Origin of the sequence: Actinoallomurus purpureus, assembly GCF_024055795.1 — a bacterium.
GTDB lineage: Bacteria > Actinomycetota > Actinomycetes > Streptosporangiales > Streptosporangiaceae > Actinoallomurus > Actinoallomurus purpureus.
Map to the genome: position 1 here is coordinate 285180 of NZ_JAMXMY010000004.1, position 21866 is coordinate 307045.

18 protein-coding genes are annotated in these 21866 nt (G+C 72.8%); 10 read left to right on the forward strand and 8 right to left on the reverse strand.

Annotated elements, in window-relative coordinates; all coding sequences use genetic code 11:
* Positions 1 to 55: 55 nt before the first annotated feature.
* The gene (locus NE236_RS10945) at positions 56 to 1618 is read right to left on the reverse strand and encodes an ABC transporter permease subunit (RefSeq protein WP_252841777.1); all 1563 of its coding nucleotides are present in this window, start codon (positions 1616 to 1618) and stop codon (positions 56 to 58) included.
* Positions 1615 to 2550: an ATP-binding cassette domain-containing protein gene (locus NE236_RS10950; RefSeq protein ID WP_252841778.1), complete on the reverse strand. Its 936-nt coding sequence runs from the start codon at positions 2548 to 2550 to the stop codon at positions 1615 to 1617. The genes NE236_RS10945 and NE236_RS10950 overlap by 4 nt, the downstream gene beginning before the upstream one ends.
* A gap of 150 nt (positions 2551 to 2700) precedes the next feature.
* Here NE236_RS10950 and NE236_RS10955 point away from each other — a divergent pair, with 150 nt between their 5' ends.
* Positions 2701 to 3912 carry a sensor histidine kinase gene (locus NE236_RS10955; RefSeq protein ID WP_252841779.1) on the forward strand — a complete coding sequence of 404 codons (1212 nt, stop codon included), beginning with the start codon at positions 2701 to 2703 and terminating at the stop codon, positions 3910 to 3912.
* Complete coding sequence (locus tag NE236_RS10960) at positions 3909 to 4595, forward strand: response regulator transcription factor (protein WP_252841780.1); 687 nt, start codon at positions 3909 to 3911, stop codon at positions 4593 to 4595. Before NE236_RS10955 ends, NE236_RS10960 begins: the two co-directional genes overlap by 4 nt.
* A gap of 116 nt (positions 4596 to 4711) precedes the next feature.
* Here NE236_RS10960 and NE236_RS10965 read toward each other — a convergent pair whose 3' ends face one another.
* Both NE236_RS10965 and NE236_RS10970 read right to left on the reverse strand, forming a co-directional pair.
* On the reverse strand, positions 4712 to 5887 hold the full coding sequence (locus NE236_RS10965) for an FAD-dependent monooxygenase (protein WP_252841781.1): 1176 nt from the start codon (positions 5885 to 5887) through the stop codon (positions 4712 to 4714).
* 38 nt (positions 5888 to 5925) lie between these two features.
* Positions 5926 to 9000 (reverse strand): AfsR/SARP family transcriptional regulator, encoded by a 3075-nt coding sequence (locus NE236_RS10970; protein WP_252841782.1) that lies wholly within the window; start codon positions 8998 to 9000, stop codon positions 5926 to 5928.
* A 280-nt stretch (positions 9001 to 9280) separates the two neighbouring features.
* Here NE236_RS10970 and NE236_RS10975 point away from each other — a divergent pair, with 280 nt between their 5' ends.
* Positions 9281 to 10375 (forward strand): carboxylate-amine ligase, encoded by a 1095-nt coding sequence (locus tag NE236_RS10975; RefSeq protein WP_252841783.1) that lies wholly within the window; start codon positions 9281 to 9283, stop codon positions 10373 to 10375.
* On the opposite strand, the gene NE236_RS10980 is transcribed toward NE236_RS10975, so the two are convergent.
* Complete coding sequence (locus NE236_RS10980) at positions 10372 to 11259, reverse strand: alpha/beta hydrolase (RefSeq protein WP_252841784.1); 888 nt, start codon at positions 11257 to 11259, stop codon at positions 10372 to 10374. The genes NE236_RS10975 and NE236_RS10980 overlap by 4 nt on opposite strands.
* Before the next feature lie 159 nt (positions 11260 to 11418).
* Positions 11419 to 12798, reverse strand: a complete 1380-nt coding sequence (gene ribA / locus NE236_RS44410; protein WP_308209075.1) for a GTP cyclohydrolase II RibA — start codon at positions 12796 to 12798, stop codon at positions 11419 to 11421.
* 111 nt (positions 12799 to 12909) lie between these two features.
* On the opposite strand from ribA, the gene NE236_RS44415 reads away from it, so the two are divergent.
* The 3 genes from NE236_RS44415 to NE236_RS11005 are packed head-to-tail and all read left to right on the forward strand — an operon-like array spanning position 12910 to position 15367.
* Complete coding sequence (locus tag NE236_RS44415) at positions 12910 to 13851, forward strand: zinc-dependent alcohol dehydrogenase (RefSeq protein WP_252841785.1); 942 nt, start codon at positions 12910 to 12912, stop codon at positions 13849 to 13851.
* A 19-nt stretch (positions 13852 to 13870) separates the two neighbouring features.
* Entirely contained in the window at positions 13871 to 14254 is a 384-nt protein-coding gene (locus NE236_RS11000; protein WP_252841786.1) for a 6-pyruvoyl trahydropterin synthase family protein, read from the forward strand.
* A gap of 27 nt (positions 14255 to 14281) precedes the next feature.
* Positions 14282 to 15367 (forward strand): glycosyltransferase family 4 protein, encoded by a 1086-nt coding sequence (locus NE236_RS11005; protein ID WP_252841787.1) that lies wholly within the window; start codon positions 14282 to 14284, stop codon positions 15365 to 15367.
* Between the two features lie 7 nt (positions 15368 to 15374).
* On the opposite strand, the gene NE236_RS11010 is transcribed toward NE236_RS11005, so the two are convergent.
* Positions 15375 to 16295, reverse strand: a complete 921-nt coding sequence (locus NE236_RS11010) for a cation diffusion facilitator family transporter (protein ID WP_252841788.1) — start codon at positions 16293 to 16295, stop codon at positions 15375 to 15377.
* Between the two features lie 96 nt (positions 16296 to 16391).
* On the opposite strand from NE236_RS11010, the gene NE236_RS11015 reads away from it, so the two are divergent.
* Together NE236_RS11015 and NE236_RS11020 are read left to right on the forward strand one after the other, a co-directional pair.
* A complete protein-coding gene (locus NE236_RS11015; RefSeq protein WP_252841789.1) occupies positions 16392 to 16763 on the forward strand; it encodes an ArsR/SmtB family transcription factor in 372 nt (123 codons plus the stop codon).
* 95 nt (positions 16764 to 16858) lie between these two features.
* Positions 16859 to 17956 (forward strand): NAD(P)-dependent alcohol dehydrogenase, encoded by a 1098-nt coding sequence (locus NE236_RS11020; RefSeq protein ID WP_252841790.1) that lies wholly within the window; start codon positions 16859 to 16861, stop codon positions 17954 to 17956.
* Positions 17957 to 17987: 31 nt separating this feature from the next.
* Here the strand turns inward: NE236_RS11020 and NE236_RS11025 are convergent, their stop codons facing one another.
* On the reverse strand, positions 17988 to 18593 hold the full coding sequence (locus NE236_RS11025; protein WP_252841791.1) for a hypothetical protein: 606 nt from the start codon (positions 18591 to 18593) through the stop codon (positions 17988 to 17990).
* A gap of 332 nt (positions 18594 to 18925) precedes the next feature.
* Here NE236_RS11025 and NE236_RS11030 point away from each other — a divergent pair, with 332 nt between their 5' ends.
* Complete coding sequence (locus tag NE236_RS11030; protein ID WP_289850248.1) at positions 18926 to 20038, forward strand: MFS transporter; 1113 nt, start codon at positions 18926 to 18928, stop codon at positions 20036 to 20038.
* 216 nt (positions 20039 to 20254) lie between these two features.
* The gene (locus tag NE236_RS11035) at positions 20255 to 21772 is read left to right on the forward strand and encodes a serine/threonine-protein kinase (RefSeq protein WP_252841793.1); all 1518 of its coding nucleotides are present in this window, start codon (positions 20255 to 20257) and stop codon (positions 21770 to 21772) included.
* The last annotated feature ends 94 nt before the right edge of the window (positions 21773 to 21866 follow it).

Consider the following 21866-nt stretch of genomic DNA (forward strand, 5'->3'; position numbering starts at 1 on the left):
TTCGCCGGAGGAGTCACCCGAGCCGCTGCGCTCATGACTCGCTCACTCCGCTCACTCATGCGTCCCTCCGGCGCAGCAGGAAGACGGCCAGGCCGAGGGCGAGCGCGGCGTAGCCGCAGGAGACGGCGAGGCCGGCCCACGGCGCCAGCGGGTAGTAGCCGGCCTGCGGGGTGTGGTCGCCGAGCACCTGGGGATACGCCGGGATGCTCTGCTGGATCGCGAAACCGGCGGCCGGGGTGAGCCGCAGCAGCCACTGCGACGCGCCCGTGGGCAGGACCGAGGTGGTCGCGATGATACGAGGCAGGATGATCACCACGAGGGCGACGGTGATCGCCGCGGCGCTGCGCCGGAAGACGGCGCCGAGGGCGAAGGCGAAGACGGCGAAGACGGCGAACAGCGCCGCCATGCCGGCCGCGACGCGCAGTTCGGTGAGCGAGGAGACCGGCAGGATGTAATTGCCGTTGGAGCGCAGGATGTGGGTGCCGAGCGGGACCATGACGCCGGTGGCGGCCAGCCCGGCGATGAAGGTGACCGCGGCGATCACGATGGCCTTCGCCGTCAGCGTCCGGCCCCGCCGCGGACCGGCGAGCAGGGTCGTACGCATCAGGCCCCTCCTGTACTCGGCGGTGATGAACACCACCGCGACCACGATCACGACGAGCAGCCCGGCCACCACGCCGGAGAGGGTCTTCTCGATCGTCTGACCCTCCGCGCGCGGCGCGATGTCGCCGACCCCCGTCACGGTGAAGGTGCCGCCGGACTGGACGACTCCGCCCGGATGGTGGATCTCCCCGTCGGGTTCTCTCGTCGCGCCCATGTCGTCGCGGCTCCACGCGCCGCCGGCCGCCTTGCCCTGCAGGCTCACGCGGTCGAAGACCGCGGTGGCCTGGGCGAAGCGGATCGCAGCGATGGACCCGCCTAGATCGGCCTGTTGCACCGTCAGATCGCCCGGGGAGGCGGCGAACAGCCCGACCTGCACCGTGGCCGGCAGCCCGGCCAGGTGAGCCGTACCGACCTTGGCCCACTGACCGCCGTCGGCCGACTCGTAGCCGGTGAGCGTGTCGCCGGAGCGGATCAGCCGCAGCCAGCGCGGGGACGTCCTCGAGACGCCGCCAGGCCTGCCGGCGGTGTCGTGGGTGAAGTCGTGCTGCATCCGCACCCCGTGCCTGCCGGTGACCATCAGCGCCGCGTAGGTGGAGCCCAGCCGGGTTCCCGCCTTGATGATCACCCCTGCCTTCGCCCACGGCTCGAGCCCGGGGACGACGTTCCGGACCCCCGAGGTCGCATCGGGCTTGCGGATCTGGCCGGTCATGGAGGTCACGCGGACGGTGATGGCGCCGTTCCCCTCGAGCGACCGGTGCACGAAGTAGAACTTGTCGTCCACCGCCTCGCCGCCGGGCCCCACCGGTACGGCGGGGCAGGCCTCCCCCGGAGCGCCGCACGATGACTGGCTGCCGGAAGCGGAGAACACCCCGAGCAGCACGGTGACCAGCGCCGCGCTCGCCATGCCGATCACCCAGCCGCGGACCGTACGGAACTTGGTCCACTCCGCGTGCAGCAGCCGCGCGAAACCCTGACGCCGTGTCTTCGGCGTCGAACGGTGCGAGACAGTGGTCATCGGGCCGTCTCCCGTCCAGCGGCGCGGAACTCGACCGCGTCCCTGGTGAGCTCCATGTACGCCTCCTCCAGCGTCGCGCGGTGGGCCGCGACCTCGGAGAACGGCACCGCGTTCGCGGCGAGGAACTCCACGATCCGCTCGGCCGGCACTCCGGAGACCGTGAGGGTGTCGCCGCCGGTGACGGTCACGGCGGCACCGGTGGGCACCAGCGCCGCCATCGCCCGCTCCGGCGCGAGGGTGCGCACCGTGACCCGCCCGCGTGAGGCGGCCGCGATCAGGTCCGCCACACCGGTGTCCGCGATGACCCGGCCACGACCCACCACGATGAGGTGGTCGGCGGTGCCCTGCAACTCGCTCATCAGATGGCTGGACACCAGGACGGCGCGGCCCTGGGCGGCCAGCGACCGCAGGAAGCCGCGGATCCACATGATGCCCTCGGGATCGAGGCCGTTGACCGGCTCGTCGAGCATGAGGACCGGCGGGTCGCCGAGGAGCGCCGCGGCGATCCCCAGCCGCTGCCGCATGCCCAGCGAGAAACCGCCCGCCCTGCGCCGGGCCGCGGACCGCAGCCCGACCTGCTCGATCACCTCGTCGACCCGCCTGGCCTCCAGACCCTGGGAATGGGCCAGCCACAGCAGGTGATTGCGGGCCGTACGGCTCGGTTGCAGCGCGGCGGCGTCCAGCAGCGCGCCGACGTGGCGCAGCGGGTCGCGCAGGCACCGGTAGGGCCGGCCGCCGACCAGCGCGGTGCCCTCGTCGGCCGCGTCCAGGCCGAGGATCACCCGCATGGTGGTGGACTTGCCGGCGCCGTTGGGTCCGACGAACCCAGTGACCCGCCCCGGTCGTACCGTGAAGGACATCCCGTTCAGCGCGGCGGTCGGCCCGAAGCGTTTGCGCAGGCCGTTCACCTCGATGGTCGCTTCCCCGTTCATTGTCCCGTCCTCTTCGCTCGGTCGTGAGGGATCCGGACCGACCCTGGACCGGACGCCGTAACGAGGGCCGAACGGACACTGTTATTCCGCTGTTAGGGCCGGCCGGGCATGCTGATGCCCGCGCGGGAACGGCCGCCGGGGAGGAGATCGATGAGGATGCCGACGACGCCGGTCAGCCGTCTGACCCGGTCGATCTGCCTGCCGAACCGCACCGTACGGTCGCGGTTCACCGCGCTGTACGGCGTCGTGTTCTTCCTGTCCGGGGCCGGACTGCTGGCGATCGCCAATTTCGTGACCCTCGGCTCGCGACAGGTGTCCCATGCCGTGCCCGGCCCGGAGCCGGTACCCCAGGAGCAGGCGCTCACCGTTGCCAGAGACCAGATCGCCTGGTTGCAGAATCAGCTGGCCGAGCAGCACGCGGCCCAGGCCCGCCAGTTGCTGGCGGGTTCGGCCATCGCGCTGGCCGTCATGGTGGTGGCGTCGATCGTGCTGGGGCGCCTCATCGCCGGGCGGGTGCTCCGCCCGCTGCGGACGATCACCTCGGCGACGCGGCGGATCACCGCGGACAACCTGCACGAGCGGCTGGCCGTTTCCGGACCCGCCGACGAGGTCAAGGACCTCGCCGACACCATCGACGAGCTGCTGGAACGCCTGGAGGGCGCCTTCGCCGCCCAGCGGCGCTTCGTCGCCGACGCGTCCCACGAACTGCGCACCCCGCTCACCACCATGCGGGCGTCGCTGGACGTGGCGGTGGCCAAGCCGGAACCCGCGCCGCCCCAGACCGTCGCCCTCGCCGACCGGCTGCGCGGCGAGCTCGACCAGGTCGACCGGCTGCTGGAGGGTCTCCTCGTGCTCGCCCGGACGCAGCACGGCGACCTGCCCGACCGCGCCACGCTGTCGCTCGCCCGACTGGCGTCCGAGGCGGTGGAGACCCGGTCAGCGGACATCGCCGCCCGGCGCCTGACCGTGCACGAGGCCACCGGCGGCGACGCGCCCGTCCGTGGCAGCCAGGCGCTCCTGCGCCGCATGGTCGACAACCTCATCGACAACGCGATCCGCCACAACGAGGACGGCGGCTGGATCCGCGTCGTCATCGCGGCCGACGGCGAGTTCGCGCACCTGGTGGTGGAGACCGGCGGTGACGTCCTGGACCCGCGTCAGGTCGCGGAGCTGACCCGGCCGTTCCGCCGGCTCGGCGCCGACCGGACGGGTACGGACGACGGGACGGGGCTCGGGCTGGCGATCGTCGCGGCCGTCGCCACGGCGCACGGCGGCATCCTGGACCTGCGCGCCCGGCCCGGAGGCGGACTGCGCGTCGGCGTCTCGCTGCCGTCGGTGGTTCACGCGGGTGTCCCGGCGTGAGGGTGCTGGTGGTCGAGGACGCCCGTTCCCTCGCCGACGTCCTGGCCGAGGGGCTGCGCGACCAGGGCATGGCCGTGGACGTGGCCCACGACGGGCTGGAGGCGGCCGCCAAGCTCGACGTGAACGCCTACGACGTGGTCGTCCTCGACCGCGACCTGCCCGGCCTGCACGGCGACACGCTCTGTCAGATGATCACCGAGAACGACGACCGGGCCATGGTCCTCATGCTGACCGCCGCCGGCGCGCCCGGCGACCGCGTCAGCGGGCTGAGCCTCGGAGCCGACGACTACCTCGCCAAACCCTTCCACTTCCCCGAACTCGTCCTCCGGGTCCGCGCCCTCGCGCGCCGCCGGCCCGCCGCGCGCCCCCGTACGCTCCGGGCTGCGGGGATCGAGCTGGACCCGGTGGGCCGCACCGTCACCCGCGACGGCCACCGGCTCGACCTGTCCGTCAAGGAGTTCGGGGTCCTCGAAGCCCTCCTGCGCGCCGTGCCCGGGTTCCTCAGCGCCGAGGACCTGCTCGAACAGGTCTGGGACGAGCACGCCGACCCCTTCACCAACACCGTCACCGTGACCATCGGCCGGCTGCGCCGGAAACTGGGCGACCCGCCCGTCGTCATCACCACGCCCGGCGTGGGCTACCGGCTCGTCGCACGAACGTCCCCGGAAGACCGGCTCGGCTGAAGATCACGGCCGAGGAAGGCGAGGAGCCGCCGGTGGGCGGGGGCGCCGGTGGGAGCGGGGACTTCGACGCCGAACATGCCGGGGCGGCCCACGCCGAGGTGGAGGGGCCGGGCGGATCAGCGGTGTTCGTACGTCGGGTGCGGGGCCGGGTAGTCCTTGAGGTCGATGTTCGAGGCGAACTTCTCGGTCATCCACAGCATCGCCTTGAGCAGGAGGCCGCGCTTGAACATCTGGTTGCGCATGGTGATCCGGGCCTGGGTCGGCGGAGCGAGGAACGGGCCCGCGTTGCCCTTCCGGGCGATCTTGGCGTAGCCGCGGAACTCCTCCTCGTACCGCTGGAACGCCACGCGGTGGTCGCCGCCGGCCGCCGCGAGCTCCCCGGCCAGGACGTACGCGCCGACGATGGCCAGGCCGGTGCCGAAGCCGCCCAGGGTGTTGCCGTACGCGGCGTCGCCGAGCAGGACGACCCGTCCCCTGGCGTAGTGGTCGATCTCGACCCGGCTGATCGAGTCGAGATAGAACTCCGGGGCGCCGGACGCCGCAGCCGCGATCTCGGGCGCCTTCCACTTGGCGCCCTCGTAGGCGCGGGCGAGGAGCCGTTTCTGCTGGTCGGTGTCCCAGCGGTCGTAGTCGAGCCGCTCGGAGGCGAAGACGAAGAACGCCGAGGCCTTGTTCCCCCAGAGCGACACCATGCGGCCCGGCTCGTTGTACATGACGCTCTGCGCCACGGGGCCTGCGGCCGAGATGTCGGCGAGCGCGTAGTAGTGGCCGAGGAAGTGCACGTAGTCCTCCTCGGGGCCGAAGGCCAGGCGGCGGACGTTGGAGTGGATGCCGTCCGCGCCGACCACGAGGTCGAAGGTGCGCGGCGCGCCCCGCTCGAACGTGACGTGGACGCCGGCCGCCGTCTCGGTCAGTGAGGTGATCGAGTCGCCGAAGACGTACGCGCACCGCCCAGCGGTCCGCTCGTACAGGAGGGCTGCCAGGTCGCCGCGCTGGATCTCGATCTCACCGCCGGTGAACTCGCCGGGCATGACCGCCTGCGGACGGCCGTCCGCGTCGATGAAGGTGGTGTCGTGCGCGCCGGTCTGACGGCGGCGGACCTCGTCGAGGATCCCCATGCGCTCGAGGACCTTCATGTGGGTGGGGCCCTTGAAGTCGACGGCCTGGCCGCCGGGGCGCAGCGCGGGCGCCTTCTCGACGATCGTGACGGTGCAGCCGTAGTGGTCGAGCCAGTAGGCGAGGGCGGGGCCGGCGATGCTCGCGCCGGAGATGAGGACTGTCGTGTTCTTCATGTCCCCGACTCTCGCCGGGGGCGTTGACAGTCCGTCCACTATCCGCTGACAGTCTCGTCGACGACTGTCAGCGCCTCCGCGCGGGACATCGCGGCGCCGCGCGCGAACGCCGCCGCGAACGCCTCCGCGCCGATGAGATCGCGGGCGCGGGAGGCGACGTGATCGATGTCCCGGTCGCGGGTGACGGTCGTTCCGCGCAGCGCCACGGCCGCCCCGAGCAGGACCGCCGCGCGTTCCCCCTCCCCGTCCCCTACGGCGACGCCCGCCAGGCCGCCGACGGCGTCGGCGAGATCGACGACCATCGGGGACCGCCTGGCGGCGGCGACGGCCCGCCGGTGCCAGGTGCGGGTCGCGTCGTCGTCTCCCTCGGCCTCGCTGAGCCGCCCCAGCGCGGTGAGCAACCAGGGCTGCGGTCCGTCGGCGCCGACGTCGGCGTTCCCGGAGACGCGCAGGGCCTCGCCGAGCCGGCGGCGGGCCTGGACGAGGTCACCGTCGAACCGGGCGAGCTCTCCCAGGCCAAGGTGGACGGCCGCGGACGCGTCCGGCAGGCCCGCCCGGCGAGACAGCTCCTCCGCCCGCCGGAGGTCGGCAGTGGCGGCGGCAGCGTCGCCCTCCCGGGTCAACGCCTCCGCGCGGTGGACGAGCGCGTCCACGACCTCTTCGTACGCGCCCAGCTCGTCGAGGAGCACGAGTGCCTCGTCCCACAGGTCGCGGGCGCGTTTCCACTCCCCGCGCCGGCCCGCGGAGACGGCGAGCCAGTCGAGGGCCTGGGCCGTGCCCCACCGTTCGCCGACCGAGCGGAAGCGGGTCAGCACGTCGTCGAGCCGGCGCTCGCCCTCCGCCGGGTCCCCGCCGAGAAGGATCATCAGGGCGATGCCGAGCCGCTCCAGCGCCTGGTTCCACGGATCCCCGCCGAGCATGCGGACGTTCTGGGCGTCGGGCGTTCTGGGCGGTCCTGCGGTCATCCCCCACAGGGCCGCGGTGAACGGATGGCGCACCGGCCGGTCCATCGACGCGACGATCGCCTCGGCACGCTTCCAGTGCTCGGGGCCGGGCCGGGGAATCGCCTGCACCACGCACGCGACGTACTCCTCCTCCATCCCTTCGACGGGCATGCCGAGGAGCTCGGCGGCGGCCCTGCCCACCTCGCGGCGCCGCCCGCTCAGCCAGCCGTAGGCCCCGAGCGCGGCGACGAGCCGCAGCGCCGTCTCCCGATCGTGGTGAACGGCCCAGCGCAGCGCGGCCACCAGGTTGTCGTGGTCGGCGGAGAGCCGGGCCAGCCACTCCAGCTGTTCGGCCCGGCGGAGGTGGGCGTCGGCGCGCTGGGCGAGGTCGAGGAAGTGGCGGGCGTGGGCGACGCGCACGTGCTCCGGCTCGTCGGTCTCGGCCAGGCGCTCGGCGCAGAACAGGCCGATCGTGTCGAACATCCGGTAGCGGGTGCCGTCCGTCTCGACCAGCGACTTGTCCACGAGGTCGGCCAGCGTGTCGGCGGCGTCCACGCCGCAGACCGCCTCGACCGCCTCCAGTGACGCTCCCCCGGTGAAGACGGAGAACCGCCGGGCTGCCACCCGCTCGTCGGGCCCGAGCAGGTCCCAGCTCCACTCGACGACCGCGCGCAGGGTCTGGTGCCGGGTCGCGGCCGTTCGGTCGCCCCGCGACAGCAGCCGGAACCGGTCGTGCTCGGCGAGGCGGCGGGCGATCTCCTCCACGGGGAACGAGCGCAGCCGCGCCGCAGCCAGCTCGATGGCCAGGGGCAGGCCGTCGAGCGCCGCGCAGATCCGCATGACCGCCTCGGCGTTGTCCGGCCCGACCGCGAAGCCGGGCCGGACGGCCGCCGCCCGGTCGGCGAACAGCCGCACGGCCGGGTACTCCACCGCTTCGGCGGTCGCGGAAGTCGGCGGCGGGACGTCGAGCGGCGCGACCGGTACGAGCGTCTCGCCGGTGATGCCGAGCGGCTCCCGGCTCGTCGCCAGGATCCTGAGGTCCGGGCACTCGCCGAGCAGCCGGCGGGCCAGCGCGGCGGCTCCGGTGATGAGGTGCTCGCAGTTGTCGAGGATGAGCAGCAGGTCCCGCTCGGCGATGGCTGAGACGAGGCGGCTCACCGGGTCGGGCGTGTCGAGCGCGTGGAACCCCGTCTCGCGCAGGCCGAGCGCGCCGAGGACGGCGCCCGGCACCTGGTCGCCGTCGTCGAGCGGGGAAAGGTCGGCGAAGCCTGTCTCGCCGCCCCGGCGCCCCGCGGCCTCGATCGCCAGCCGGGTCTTTCCGGCTCCCCCCTGACCGATGATCGTGACCAGCCGGGAGTCGCGCAGGGCGTCGAGCCGACGCAGCTCGCGGTCGCGCCCCACGAAGCTGGTGAGCTGGGCGGCGGGCCTGCGCCGGACCGCCGGCGCCGGCTCCTGGGCGCGCAGGACGGCCAGCTGGATCGCGGCCAGTTCCGGGGAGGGGTCGGTTCCGAGCTCCTCGGCGAGCAGGTGCCGGGTCTCCTCGAACACGGCGAGCGCCTCGGCGGGACGCCCGGCCGCGTGCAGGGCGCGCATCAGCTGACCGCGGAGCCGCTCCCGCAGCGGATGCTCGGCCACCAGCCGCCGCAGCTCCGCGACCGGCGCGCCGTCGGGCAGCGCCAGCTCGGCCTCGGCGAGGTCCTCGGTCACCGCCAGCCGCAGCTCCTCCAGGCGCGCCTTGTCGGCGTCCGCGAACGGCAGGTCGGCCAGGGCGGGCCCCCGCCACAGGCCGAGCGCCCGGCGGAGCATCCCGGCGGCGTCCGCGGGGTGGCCCGCGGTCAGCAGCCTCCGCCCTTCGGCGGCCAGCCGCTCGAAGCGGTGCGCGTCGACGTCGTCGGGGTCGACCGCCAGCCGGTATCCGATCCCGTCGAACTCGAGCATGCCCGGCGGCAGGTGACGCCGTACGCGGGACACCTGCGCCTGGACGGCGCCCCGCGCGCCGGATGGCGGCTCGTCGCCGTACTGGCCGTCGACCAGTCGCTCCACGGTGACCACCCGGCCCGCGTGCAGCAGCAGCATGACCAGCAGCGCGCGGGGCCTGGGCCCGCCGACGGGGGTCACCTCGCCGTCGGCCGACCGCACGTCCAGGGGACCCAGGATTCCGAACCGCATGCCGTCGATTGTCCCGGCGAACCGGTGACGTCGGGCATGTTCGGCGGCGCGTCCGGCCGCTTCCGCCTCTCCCACCACAGATGTGCGCCAATCAATGGTCGAGTCTCGCCGATCATCACCAATTCCGTGATTCCCATTAATTTAAGCGTTCTGCCGATTTACTCTGACGTGGTCGGAGCAGTAGTGATCAACGATCACTAATCCTAATTTTGGCCCAGCGTTAACGGGAGTTGTGATGCCTTTACTTTCCTGTCCTCGAAAAACAGCAGAGTAGGACATAGTGGATATTCGCACCGTAGGGGTGGAAGAGGAATTCCTCCTCGTCGACCCGGACAGCGGGACGCCCCGTGCCGCAGCCGACGCCGTACTCCGGCAGGAGCCGCACGGAGGCGATGATGGCCTGCTGCAGAACGAGCTCCAGCGCGAACAACTCGAGACGTGCACCCGCCCGTGTTCGTCCATGTCCGAACTCGCCGATCAGATCCGCCGGAGACGGCACGTCGCGGCGGCGGCCGCCCGGCGCCAGGGGGTGGCGATCGCCGCTCTCGGGACGTCACCCCTGCCGGTACGGGCGACGGTCACGCCGAAGGCGCGGTATCTGCGAATGGCCGAGGAGTACGCTCTCACCGCCGCCGAGCACCTGACCTGCGGATGCCACGTCCACGTGGCGGTCGAGTCCGCCGACGAGGGCGTCGCCGTGCTCGACCGGATCCGGCCCTGGCTGCCGCCCCTGCTGGCGCTGAGCGCGAACTCCCCGTTCTGGCAGGGCGTCGACAGCGGCTACGCCAGTTACCGCCGGCAGGTCCTGGGGCGCTGGCCGTCCTCCGGCCCCACCGAACTGTTCGGCACGCCGGCCGCCTACCGGACGGCGATCGAGGAGCTGCTGGAAACCGGCGCGATCCTCGACGAGGGAATGGTCTATTTCGACGCGCGGCTATCGTGCAGGTACCCCACGATCGAGATCCGCGTCGCCGACGTCTGCCTGCTGATCGACGACGCCGTGCTGATCGCCACCCTGGTCGCCGCGCTCGTCGAGACCGCCGCGCGCGCCTGGCGATCGGGTGTGCCCGCCGCGCCGGTGCGCACGGCACAGCTCAAGCTCGCCACCTGGCGAGCTGCCCGCTCCGGTCTCCGGCAGGACCTGGTGCACCCGATCACCGGACATCCGGCCCCCGCCGAGTCCGTCGTACGGGCGCTGCTCGACCACACGGCGCCGGTCCTGGCCGACAACGGAGACCTCGTCACGGTCGAAGGACTCCTGCTCGGCGTCCTGAAACGGGGCAACGGCGCGGAGCAGCAGTGGGAGGTCCACCAGCGGACCGGCGACCTGTCCCGGGTGGTCGCCCATGCCGTCTCCCAGACACTGGAGTCTTAGAGTCGCCCGCCGAGGAAGGCCAGCTGGTCCGTCAGGTGCCGCTGCCAGAACGCGCCGTCGTGACATCCGCCGCTCATCGCCCCCTCTGGGTGCAGCCGCGCGCGGAGCCTGCGGGCCATCGGCGCGAACGGGTCGCTGGTGCCGCAGTCGACCCGGGTCGGCACGCCTTTCAGCCGGTCCAGGCGGGAGAACACGTCGTTGCGGGCGAAGTCGGCCGCGTCGTCGAACGCCTGATGGTTCGTCCGCCGGGCGTTGTCGTACGACGGGAACAGGGCGGGTGACGAGGCGACGGCGGCGGCCATCCGGGGGGCGCCGACCGTCTCGGCCAGGAGCAGCGCGCCGTAGCCGCCCATCGACCAGCCGATGACCCCGAACCGGTCCGTCGACGCCCCCTGCCGGCGCAGCCGGGGCAGCAGCTCGTCGGTGATCATGGCGAGCGGGTCGTCACCGCTCGCCCGCCGGTGCCAGTACGTGCTCGGCCCGCCGTCCACCGCGACCAGCGCGAACGGCGGGGATTTTCGGGTGCGCACGACGTCGGTCAGGTAGCGGTCCAGGCGGTTCCCGGCGGCGGCCGACGCCCCCGTGCCGCCGTTGCCGTGCAGCGCGACCGCGACCGGAAGCCCCCGGAGCGACGTGACCCCGGCGGGGAGCACGACGACCGCCGTGACGTCGGTCCCGCGCCGGAGCGAGCGAAAGGTCTGCGGCCGCACCACCCCGGGTGTACGCGGTGGGTCCGGGAGGGTCCCGCAGCGCCCGAGGGCGTGGTCCAACGCCACCTTGCCCGGCAGCACGCCCTCCTCGACCAGGACGGCGCCGGCCCCTCCGGCGACCGCGACCGCCCCGAGCCCGGCGCCGCCGAACAGGAAGGCACGTCTCGACACCATGGATACCGCCTCTCGCCGTCGCGTCAGCAGAAGAGACGCTCGCCGGCGGTCGGCGGTTCATCCCCGGGCGCTGCCGGGAACCCGTCAATCCCTGGGACGGGGGTGTTCGTCGGGTGCCCATGCGGCCGGCTCGCCGGGCGGGGCGCGCGGTGGGCGGCCTCAGCCGGGCGTCTCGGGAAGGACGTCCCCGGCGGGCTCCTCGGCAGCGCGGTCGGAGCGACCGCCGTACGGCGCGACGTCGTAGGCCAGCAGGACGTCGTCGCCGACGAGGTGCACCGACCGGCCGGTGAGCGCGACCGAGTCGGCGATCCGATCGACGCCGAGGTCGCCGACGGCCTCGGTGCCGGCTCCGACGACGCGGGCGGAGATCGAGGCGACGAGCCGGTCGGCGAGGCGGGCGGCCAAGAGGGAGGTCAGCACCCGCGCGCCGCCCTCCACCATCAGCGTCCGGACGCCGTCGGACCGCAGGAGCCGCAGCGCGTCCCCCAGGTCGACGCCCTGCGGGCTCGACCGGACGACGCGGACGCCGATGTCGCGCGCCGCCAGCGCGTGGCGCTTGTCGGCCGGGCTGTCGTCGGTGGTGATGACGAGGGTCGGCGCGTCGGCGTCGAGGATCCGCGCGTCGAGCGGGATGCGCAGCCGGGAGTCGAGCACGACGCGCAGCGGCGAGTTGCCGCTGACCAGCCGGACGGTGAGCCGCGGGTCGTCGCGGAGCACGGTGCGCACGCCGACGAGCACGGCGTCGCACGCGGCCCGCAGGGCGTGGGAGACGCGGCGCTCGTCCTCGCCGCTGATCCATTGCGAGTCGCCGGTGCCGGTGGCGATCCGCCCGTCGAGGGTCTGCGCGTACTTCAGCAGCACGTACGGGCGGTCGGCCGGCACGCGCACGTTACCCAGAAGCGTGGTCGCGTCGACGGCGCGTCCGGGCACGGCCGGCAGCGATGCCCCCGCCGGGTCCAGATGTCCCATCCGGTCGCGTTTGGTGCGCAGGTAGCGCCGGTTGTCCAGGTGCGGGGCGGTGGTGATCTGCTCGACGCGCAGCACCTCGACGCCGTCCGCCTGGAGCGCCTCGGCCTTGCGGGGGTTGTTCGTGAGCAGCCGGACGGACCGCACGCCGAGCTCGCGCAGGACGGCGGCCGCCTCGGTGTAGCGGCGCTGGTCGCCCGGCAGGCCGAGGCGGAGGTTGGCCTCCAGCGTGTCGGCGCCGGCGTCCTGCTCGCGGTAGGCGCGGAGCTTGTTGACGAGGCCGATGCCCCGGCCCTCCTGCCCGGTCGCGTACACCAGCACGCCACGGCCTTCGGCCGTGAGGGCGCGCAGGGCGGCCTGGAGTTGCAGGCCGCAGTCGCAGCGCAGCGAGCCGAGCACGTCACCGGTCAGGCACTCCGAATGCACCCGGGTCAGCACGGACTCGCCGTTGCCGAGCGCGCCCTTGACCAGCGCGAGGTACACGAGACCCGAGGGCAGCTCGTAGGCGATCACCTCGAAGTCACCCGACGTCGTCGGGAGGCCCACGCGGGCGACCTCCCGGACCGACGTCATGGGGGCACTGATTCCCCACGCGACACACGACAAACGCGTTTTCGCCCGTTAACGGGGGGGTAGACAGCCGCCGTGATAGCCCGGTTTGTTCTGCATGTCGGCCCTCGGCGCGTGGAGCTCCGCGAACGCGAGGTCGACCCCCCGGACGCCGGGCAGGTCACGGTCGAGACGCTGTTCTCCGGGATCAGCTCGGGGACCGAGCTGCTCGCGTACCGCGGAGAGATCCCGCCGGAGACGGTCCTCGACGAGAGCATCGGCGCGCTGCCGGGCACGTTCGGCTATCCGTTCGCCTACGGCTACAGCTGCGTCGGCCTCGCCGGGGACGAGCTGGTCTTCGCCTTCCACCCGCACCAGGACGTCTTCACCGCGCCGGCGGACTCCCTGATCCGCCTGCCCGCGGTGGATCCGCGCACGGCCACGCTCTTCCCGCTGGTGGAGACCGCCCTGCAGGTCACGCTCGACGCCGCCCCCGGCTACGGCGACACGGTCGTCGTCCTGGGCCTGGGCGTGCTCGGCACGCTCACCGCCCTGCTGCTCGAACGGACCGGCGCGCGCACCGTGTGCGCCGAACCCGTCCCCTGGCGCCGGAGGATCGCCGCGTCGCTGGGCCTGCGCACCGTACCGCCGGAGGAGCTGGCGGAGGTGATCCAGCGCGACACCGGCGGCGCGGGCGCCCGTACGGTCGTCGACGCCACCGGGAACCCGGACGCGCCCGGAGCCGCGCTCGCCCTCCTGGCGCACGAGGGCACCCTGCTGATCGCGTCCTGGCTGGGTACCAAGGACGCGACGCTGCCGCTCGGCCGCCACTTCCACCGCCGTCGCCTGACGATCCGCAGCACCCAGGTCTCGACGATCCCGGCCGCACTGAGCGCCGGCTGGACCGTCGAGCGCCGGCGCCGAGAGGCGGCCGCGCTGCTGGGCGAGCTCCCCCTGGAACCGCTCGCCACCCACACCTTCCCGGCCGAGCGGGCCGCCGACGCGTTCGCGGCCCTCGACCGCGGCGAGGAGGGCCTGATGCACGCCGCGCTATCGTACGGGCCGCGCTACACCTGAGCGGAGAGAGGAGCCACGGGTGGGATATGAGGTAGGTCTCCACAAGACGGTACGGGCGATCCACCAGATGCCGGGCAAGCCACCGCCGGAGGGGGAACCGCACCACCACGACTACCGCTTCGAGGTCGTCGTGGCCCGGGAGCGCCTGGACGAGCAGGACATGGTGTGCGACCTCGACGTCCTGGAGGCCGCGCTCGGCGCCATGCTCGCGCGCATCGAGGACCAGGACCTGGAGATGATCCGCCCGCCCGAGGCGGCGGCGGTCACCGTGGAGGTCCTGGCTCGCTGGGCGCACGACACGCTCGCCGACACGGTGCGCAAGGCCGGTGCGCAGACCCTGTCCGTACGGGTCTGGGAGTCGCCGGAGGCATTCGGCGGCTACTCGGCGAGCATCGCGGCGTAGGCGGGGAACGCGGTCGGAGCCACCTGGATGACCCGCACCCTGTCGATCTCCCTCGTCACTCTGGGCGATCCGCTGACGATGACGGGCGGTTACCTCTACCACCGGCGGATGGCCGAACTGGCGCCGGCGTACGACGCCCGGCTCACGTTCGCCTCCTTCCCGTCCCTGGCGTTCCCGCTCCCCGCGCTGTACGCGCGCCGGGTTCTGCGGACGGTGCGGGCGGCCCGCCCGGACGTGGTGCTGGTCGACAGCATCGCGGCGGCGTTCCTCGCACCGGCCCGCATGCCACCGGACGTGCCCGTCGCCGGGATCCTGCACCAGCCTCCGGGCGGCATCGACCACGGCCGCGCGCGGGCGCTCGCGCAGGCCCCTCTGGACCGGTGGACGTACCGCCGCGCCGCCCGGCTGCTCGTCGCCAGCGAACCCCTCGGCGCGGAGCTCGCCCGGCAGGGGTTCGGCGACCGGATCGTGGTCGTCCCGCCGGGCCGCGACGTGCCGGAGCCGTCTCCGGGCCCGGCGGCGGACCTGCGCGCCGGGGCCGGCGCGGCGCTGCTGTGCGTCGCGAACTGGCTCCCCCGCAAGGGCGTCCTTGACCTGCTCGACGCGGTCGCGGCCCTCCCGGACGGCGCCGCCCGCCTGCACCTGGCCGGGGACGAGGACGCCGACCCGGCGTACGCCGCGCGGATCCGGCGGCGGCTCGACCAGCCGGACCTGGCCGGGCGGGTCGTCCGCCACGGACGCCTGCCGAAGGAGGAGGTCGCCCGTCTCTACCGGGACGCCGACGTCTTCGTCCTGCCGAGCCTGCGCGAGCCGTACGGCACGGTGTACGGGGAGGCAATGGCTGTCGGGCTGCCCGTCGTCGGATGGCGTGCGGGCAACCTCCCGCACCTGGCGCGGGACGGCCGGGAAGGCCTCGTCGTCGAACCAGGCGACGTGCCCGCACTGACCGCCGCCCTCGGCAGGCTCTGCGCCGACCCCGCGCTGCGCGCCCGCCTCGGCGCGGCGGCCCGGCGGCGGGCCGAGGAGTTCCCCACCTGGGAGGACAGCGCCGCCCTCTTCTTCGGCACACTCCGCGAGCTCACCCCGGGGAGTCCAGCAGGCGTGGAGCCGTAATCGCAGGTCAGCCGGGACCGGAGGGCACGCGCGACGCCGAGGCGTGGGCGTGGGCGTGCACGTCGCCGGCGTCGGGAACGGCGGCGCGCACCGCGCGCTCCACCGCGGCGTTGATCCCGTCGGCGTCCAGGAGGCTGATGCCCTCGCCGAGGCGGGTCTCCACCTCGACGGCGAGGGTCCGGCCCATCCAGCGCGCCCGGACCTCGGCCGCGCCGACGCCCGGCACGCCCGCGGCGGCCGTCCGTGCGGCCTCCAGGTGATCGGGGTCGACGCCGTCCATCAGGCGGTGCAGCAGGTCGCGGGTGACCTCCACGCCGACGTGACAGATGAACAGCGTCACGGCCAGCCCGGCGACGGGGTCGCCCCAGCGGTACCCGGCCGCCACGAGGGCGAGGCCGACCAGCGCGCCGAGCGAGGAGATCGCGTCGAGCCAGGAGTGCTTCGCGTCGGCGATCATCGTCGCCGATCGGATCCGGCGGCCCACCCGCAGTTTGTAGCGGGCGACGATCTGGTTGCCGACGATGCCGAGCGCCGCACCCGCCATGCCCAGCGCGGCGTCCGTCGTGGGCGCGCCGCCCACGAGCTTCTGGTAACTCTCGTACCCGGCGAACAGCGCGCTGGCCCAGATCACCAGCGCCACGCCGAGCCCGGCGAGGTCCTCCGCCCGCTCGTAGCCGTACGGGTACCGGGCCGTCGCGGGCCGCCGTGAGATCCAGAAGCCGAGGAAGACCACCGCCGACGTCGACACGTCGGACAGGTTGTGCAGGCCGTCGCCGAGCAGCGCGACCGAGCCGGTGACCAGGGCCAGGGCGATCTCGACGAGGGCGGTCACCGACAGGCCCGCCGCCGACACCGCCATCGCGCGGTTCGCCGCCCTCCGGTCGGCGGTCTCGTCACGCCCGGCGGGCGCGGGAACGGCGGACGTCACAGCGGCGCACTCCTCGGCTCGTACGGCAGGTCACCCCCCATCATAGGTGATCAAATGAAGAGGTGTTCACATGTTCATCGCGGTTACGATGGCCGCATGGGACACGGCGTTGACGGACACACGACCCCCACGGGGCCCATCGACGCCGACCTGGCCAAGACCGTCGCCGAGACGATGCAGGCGCTCGCCACCCCCAGCCGCCTGCTCATCCTCAGCCGCCTGCGCCAGGGCCCCTGCTCCGTCGGCGAGCTCGCCGACTCGATCGCCATGGAGCGCTCGGCCGTCTCCCACCAGCTGCGCTACCTGCGCCACCTCGGCCTCGTCACCGGTGACCGGCACGGCCGCAGCATCGTCTACCAGCTGTACGACACCCACGTCGCCACCCTGCTGGACGAGGCGGTCAACCACATCGAGCACCGGCGTCTCGGCGTCACCGACCTCCCCCCGCGCGGCGCCGCCACCGCCTGAGCTCCGTCAGGCCGCCGCCGACAGCCGGGCGGCCAGGAGCGCGCGCCCTCCAGCAGCTCAAGTCCGTCTACCTGGCGCGATAGAGGGGTCACGTCATGTACGCCACCGCGGCCGTCATGCCCGGCAAGGGCTCACTGTTCGAACTGCGCGAGGTCGTCCTCGACGAACCACGGCCGGATGAGGTCGTCGTCCGGGTCGTCGCCTCCGGGATCTGCCACACCGACCTCATCGTCCGGGACCAGTGGTATCCACCGGAGCCGCCCGTGGTGCTCGGGCATGAGGGCGCGGGCGTCGTGGAGCGGGTCGGCTCCGACGTCGCCTCGGTACGGCCCGGCGACCGGGTCGCGATGTCCTTCGCCTTCTGCCGTGGCTGCCGCAACTGCCTGCTGGGGCGGCCCGCCTACTGCACGGACTTCTTCCCCCGGAACTTCGGGGGCCGCCGCGCCGACGGCTCCGCGACCGTACGGGCGAGCGACGGCTCCGAGATCAACGCGAACTTCTTCGGCCAGTCGTCGTTCAGCACCTACGTGCTGGCGGCCGAGCACACGGTGGTGCCGCTGCCCAATGATCTGCCGCTGGAACTGGCCGCCCCGCTCGGCTGCGGCGTCCAGACGGGGGCGGGAGCGGTGCTGAACTCGCTCGCCCCGCCGGCCGGCGGTTCCATCGTCGTCTTCGGCGTGGGCACGGTCGGGCTGAGCGCGATCATGGCGGCCGACGTCGCGCACTGCGACCCGGTGATCGCGGTGGACCTGGTCCCCAAGCGGCTGGCGCTCGCCGCCGAACTCGGCGCCACGCACACCTTCAACGGGACGACCGGCGGCCTCGCCGAACGGATCATGGAGATCGCCGGCGGGGGCATCGACTTCGCGGTGGAGACCACGGCCAGTCCGGCGGTGCTGCGCACGGCCGTCGACTCCCTGGCCTTCGGCGGCACCTGCGGCGTCATCGGCGCCGCCCCCATCGGCACCGAGGTGTCCCTGGACATGTCGGCGCTGCTGTTCGATCGTTCGGTGCGGGGCATCGTCGAAGGCGGCAGCGTCCCCCGGCTGTTCATCCCGCGCCTCATCGACCTGCACCGGCGTGGCCGGTTCCCCTTCGACCGCCTGATCCGCACGTACCCGTTCGAAGAGATCAACCGCGCCGCCGAGGACTCCGAGAAGGGCGTCACGGTCAAGCCCGTCGTCCTGATGTGACTCACCGTGGCGGGAGGCGTGGATGGTGCGGTTACTGTCCTTCTGGCCGTTCGGGGGAGAATGCCGGAGGCGTCGAGATGGCTCCTGACTGCTGGGGTCGCGCGCCTTCGGCTGTGACGGCGAAGAATCGCAGAGCCAACGCCAGTGCTCCGAACAGACCCGCCCAGGCATAGGTCCAGACGATGTCTTTGGTGGCGTTTTCTCCTTGGAGTGCCGTGCCGGTGGCCGCCACGCTGGCCAGGACCATGAGACTTAAGCTCAGGTAGTAGCCCACCCGGAGGATCTTCGCTGTTCGGCGTTCGAATCGCTGGAGCAAGAGCAGTCTGCCGAGCGAGACACCGGGCTCCTCCCTTGCAGTGGTGAGTTCGGATGCCTCGTTCAGCCACGCCAGTGCACGGGCCGCCGCCTGTTTCAGCTCGTCGGGAGTGGAGTCGATTGCCTGCCTGGCCTTCCACCACTCTGCGGTGAAGGTGACCCGCTGGGTCGCCTCCTCCAAAAGCAGCTTGCGACGCCCGGCGCCAGACCGGCTCACCCGCCAGTCCTGGAACATGAGCCCGAGCGCGCCGACCGTAGCGGTGACGATCGGCACCAGCACCGCGGCGGCGATGGACACGACGTCTTGTGCCTGCATCGCCATCGCCTCTTCCGCACGCCCGGCTGCCGCCAAGCATCGCATTCTCTTCCCATGAGATCACCCCGTTGACGCAATCGGCCTGGGCGTAAGAAATCGGCAGCGGAGGTCGCAGGGCTCCTCGGCCGCCTCGGAGCACACAACCCCGGCGGAGAGAGAAGCAGAAACTCAGTGGGAAGACGCGCACGCGGGCGAACCAGGTCCCGGCGGCGCGCAGAAGGCGTGCCGCCTTCGCGGCGACGGGCGCCTGCCCGGTGGCCGTACGGACGGCACTGTCGTACGCTGCCGCCATGAGACGACGACATTGATCTTCCCCTGAGTCGAGACTCACGCGCAGGCTGTACGCCTATGCGTTTCTCGAGGACTTCGTCCTCCTCTATCCCGTCTACGCGGTGCTGTTCGCGAAGTCCGGCATGTCCGCCGCCGCGATCTCGTCGCTCTTCGTCATCTGGTCGGTGACCTCCTTCGCGCTGGAGATCCCCACGGGCGTCTGGGCCGACGTCTTCTCCCGCAGGTCGCTGCTCACGATCGCCCCGATCCTCACCGGCGCGGGCTTCGCGCTGTGGACCCTCGTCCCCTCGTACCCCGCCTTCGCGCTCGGCTTCGTGCTCTGGGGAGCGGGCGGGGCGCTGCGCTCGGGAACCCTGCAGGCACTCGTGTACGAGGAGCTCGCCCGGTGCGGCGCGTCCGGCGCCTATCCGCGGGTCATCGGCCGGACGCACGCGATGGGCATGCTGGCGGTCATGGCCGCGACCGGTCTCGCCGGGCCGGTCCTGGCCGCCGGCGGCTACCGCGTCGTGGGGATCGCGAGCGTCGCCGCCTGCCTGCTGTGCGCGTCGGCCGCCCGGTCGCTGCCCGACTCCCGTGGCCGCGCCGAGCGGGGCCCGGCGTACCGGAAGGTGTTCCGGGACGGCCTGGCCGAGGTACGCCGCATGCCGGCGGTCCGCCGGTCGCTGCTGATCGTCGCGGTCCTGATGGGCACCGCCGGGGCGCTCGACGAATACGTCCCGCTGCTCGCCCGGTCCACCGGCGCCCGTCCCTCCGCCGTACCGCTGCTGGTCCTGGTGGTGACGGCGGGGATGACCGTCGGCGGCTGGCTCGCCGGGCGGGGCGCGCGGTGGGCGGCTCCCGCGCTGGCCGTCGCCGCCTGCTGCCTCGCCCTCGGGGCCGGCAGCGGACAGGCGGCGGGACTGGTGCTCGTCGCCCTCGCCTTCGGCGTCCTCGAATGGGCGATGAGCGGCGCCGACGCACGGCTGCAGGAACAAATCGATGATGAGTCCCGGGCGACGGTCACCTCGGTCGCCGGCTTCGGCTCGGAGGTCGTCGCGGTGCTGACCTATTCCGCGTACGCGCTGGGCTCCACCTGGGCGGGCCCGGGTCCGCTCTTCGCCCTGTCCGCCGTGCCGTTCCTCCTCACGGCGCTCGTGATGGGACGGATGCCCGCCGACTGAGTCGGACCACTCTTCTCCTTTGCCCCCGTTCCGTTCCTGGTGTCGGCGGTATCGTCCACCGGGAACGGCCGGGCCCCGACGAGGTCGAACCCGACGGACGATGGCGGCCGTCTACTCTTTCCGGGAACGACGGTCTTGCGCGCGGGAAGACGCTGATGCAAGGTCGGTAGCGCACTCCGGCGGAGCAGAGGCCGAGGCGGCGGAAGGGGAGCGCGGGTGAGAGGCGAGTATCGCGCCGGAGATGTGGTCGACGGCCGATTCGTCCTCAAAGAGCAGCTCGGCTCCGGCGGGATGGGGACGGTCTGGCGCGCCCATCACCGGCATCTGGACATCGACCTCGCGCTGAAGCAGATGATCCTCCCCGCGGACGACACTGCCGGAATCCCGGAGGAACTGTCGGCACGCGCCCGCCGGGAGGGGCGGACACTCGCCAGGCTGACACCACATCCCGGCATCGTGGCCGTGCGCGACCTGATCACCGTGGACGGCCTTCCATGGCTGGTGATGGAGCTCATCGAGGGCCGCTCGCTCAAAGAGATCGTCTGGCAGGACGGCCCGCTCGCCGAGGAACGTGCGGCCGAGCTCGCCGAACAACTGCTGACGGCCCTTGGGTTCGTGCACGGCCAGGGTGTGCTGCACCGTGATCTCAAGCCGAGCAACATCCTGATCAACGCGGACGGCGATGCGACGCTGGTCGACTTCGGCATCGCCGTACACGCGGACGACACGACGCTCACCCAAAGCGGCGCCCTGATCGGAACACCGGGATACATCGATCCGGAACGCCTGCGCGGGCAACCGCCGGTCGAGGCGTCGGACCTGTTCTGCCTGGCCGCCACCCTCTACTTCGCCATCAGGCGAAAGGCACCCTTCCACCGCGACAATCCGGCGGCGACGGTCCACGCCACGCTGTACGAACGGCCGCTGTTCGCGCCCGGCGACGGGGCGCTGTGCGAACTCATCGAGCATCTGCTGGCGCCGGCAGTGGCCGACCGCCCCACGACGGAAGAGTCTTTGGACCGGCTGCGCGCGTTGAGAACGCCGACCGTCGCGGTCCATCACGTCGCGGCCGAGTCGGGAGCCGGAGGGAAACCGGAGGCATCCCAGGACGGCCGACGCGTGGAGGGGCCGGTCGGCGCATCCGCCGCCTCGGCGATGCCCTCCCCCGCCACCCACGGCGAGAACGCCGTGGCGACCGACTCACCCCGCCCGCGGCGGTGGTGGCGGCCCGTCGCCCTCTCTGCGCTGGGCGCCCTGGCGTTCCTCCTGCCGCTGACCCTCGGCCTCGGCATCGCCCACCGTGACGTACACACGTCCTACCTCGTCGGTGCCTTCCTGCTCCCCCTGGGCACTGCGGCCGTCCTGACGATCACCGGGATGGCGATCACCCGCAACGGGGGAGCGATCGTGATACCGCTGTTCATGGAGTCGATGGCGCTCGTCCTCGGACTCCCCGTCGGACTGGTCCTTGGAGCCCTCGCCGGCGACTTCTTCGCGGGGGCGGTGATCGGCTCGGCGGCATTCGGTGCGCTCGGCGTCATCATCGGAGCGCGCGACATCGAGCCGGAGTCCGACGGGTTCTGGACCGCCAGCGTGATCATCACCTTGCTCGTGGCCGCGGTGTGGATCGGGCTGCTCGAGGTCGTGGGCTACCTCACTCAGCACTGGGCCGTCCACAGTGCCGTCGGCTTCCTCGACACCTGGGCCGGAGGACTCGTCAACCTCCTCGGTTGAGATCAGCGCTGACTCGTTGCCGCCTTCCGACGCCTGAATCCGGCGAGCCGGGCACCCCTCCACATCTTCAGCGGTGACGAACAACTGACGGGCG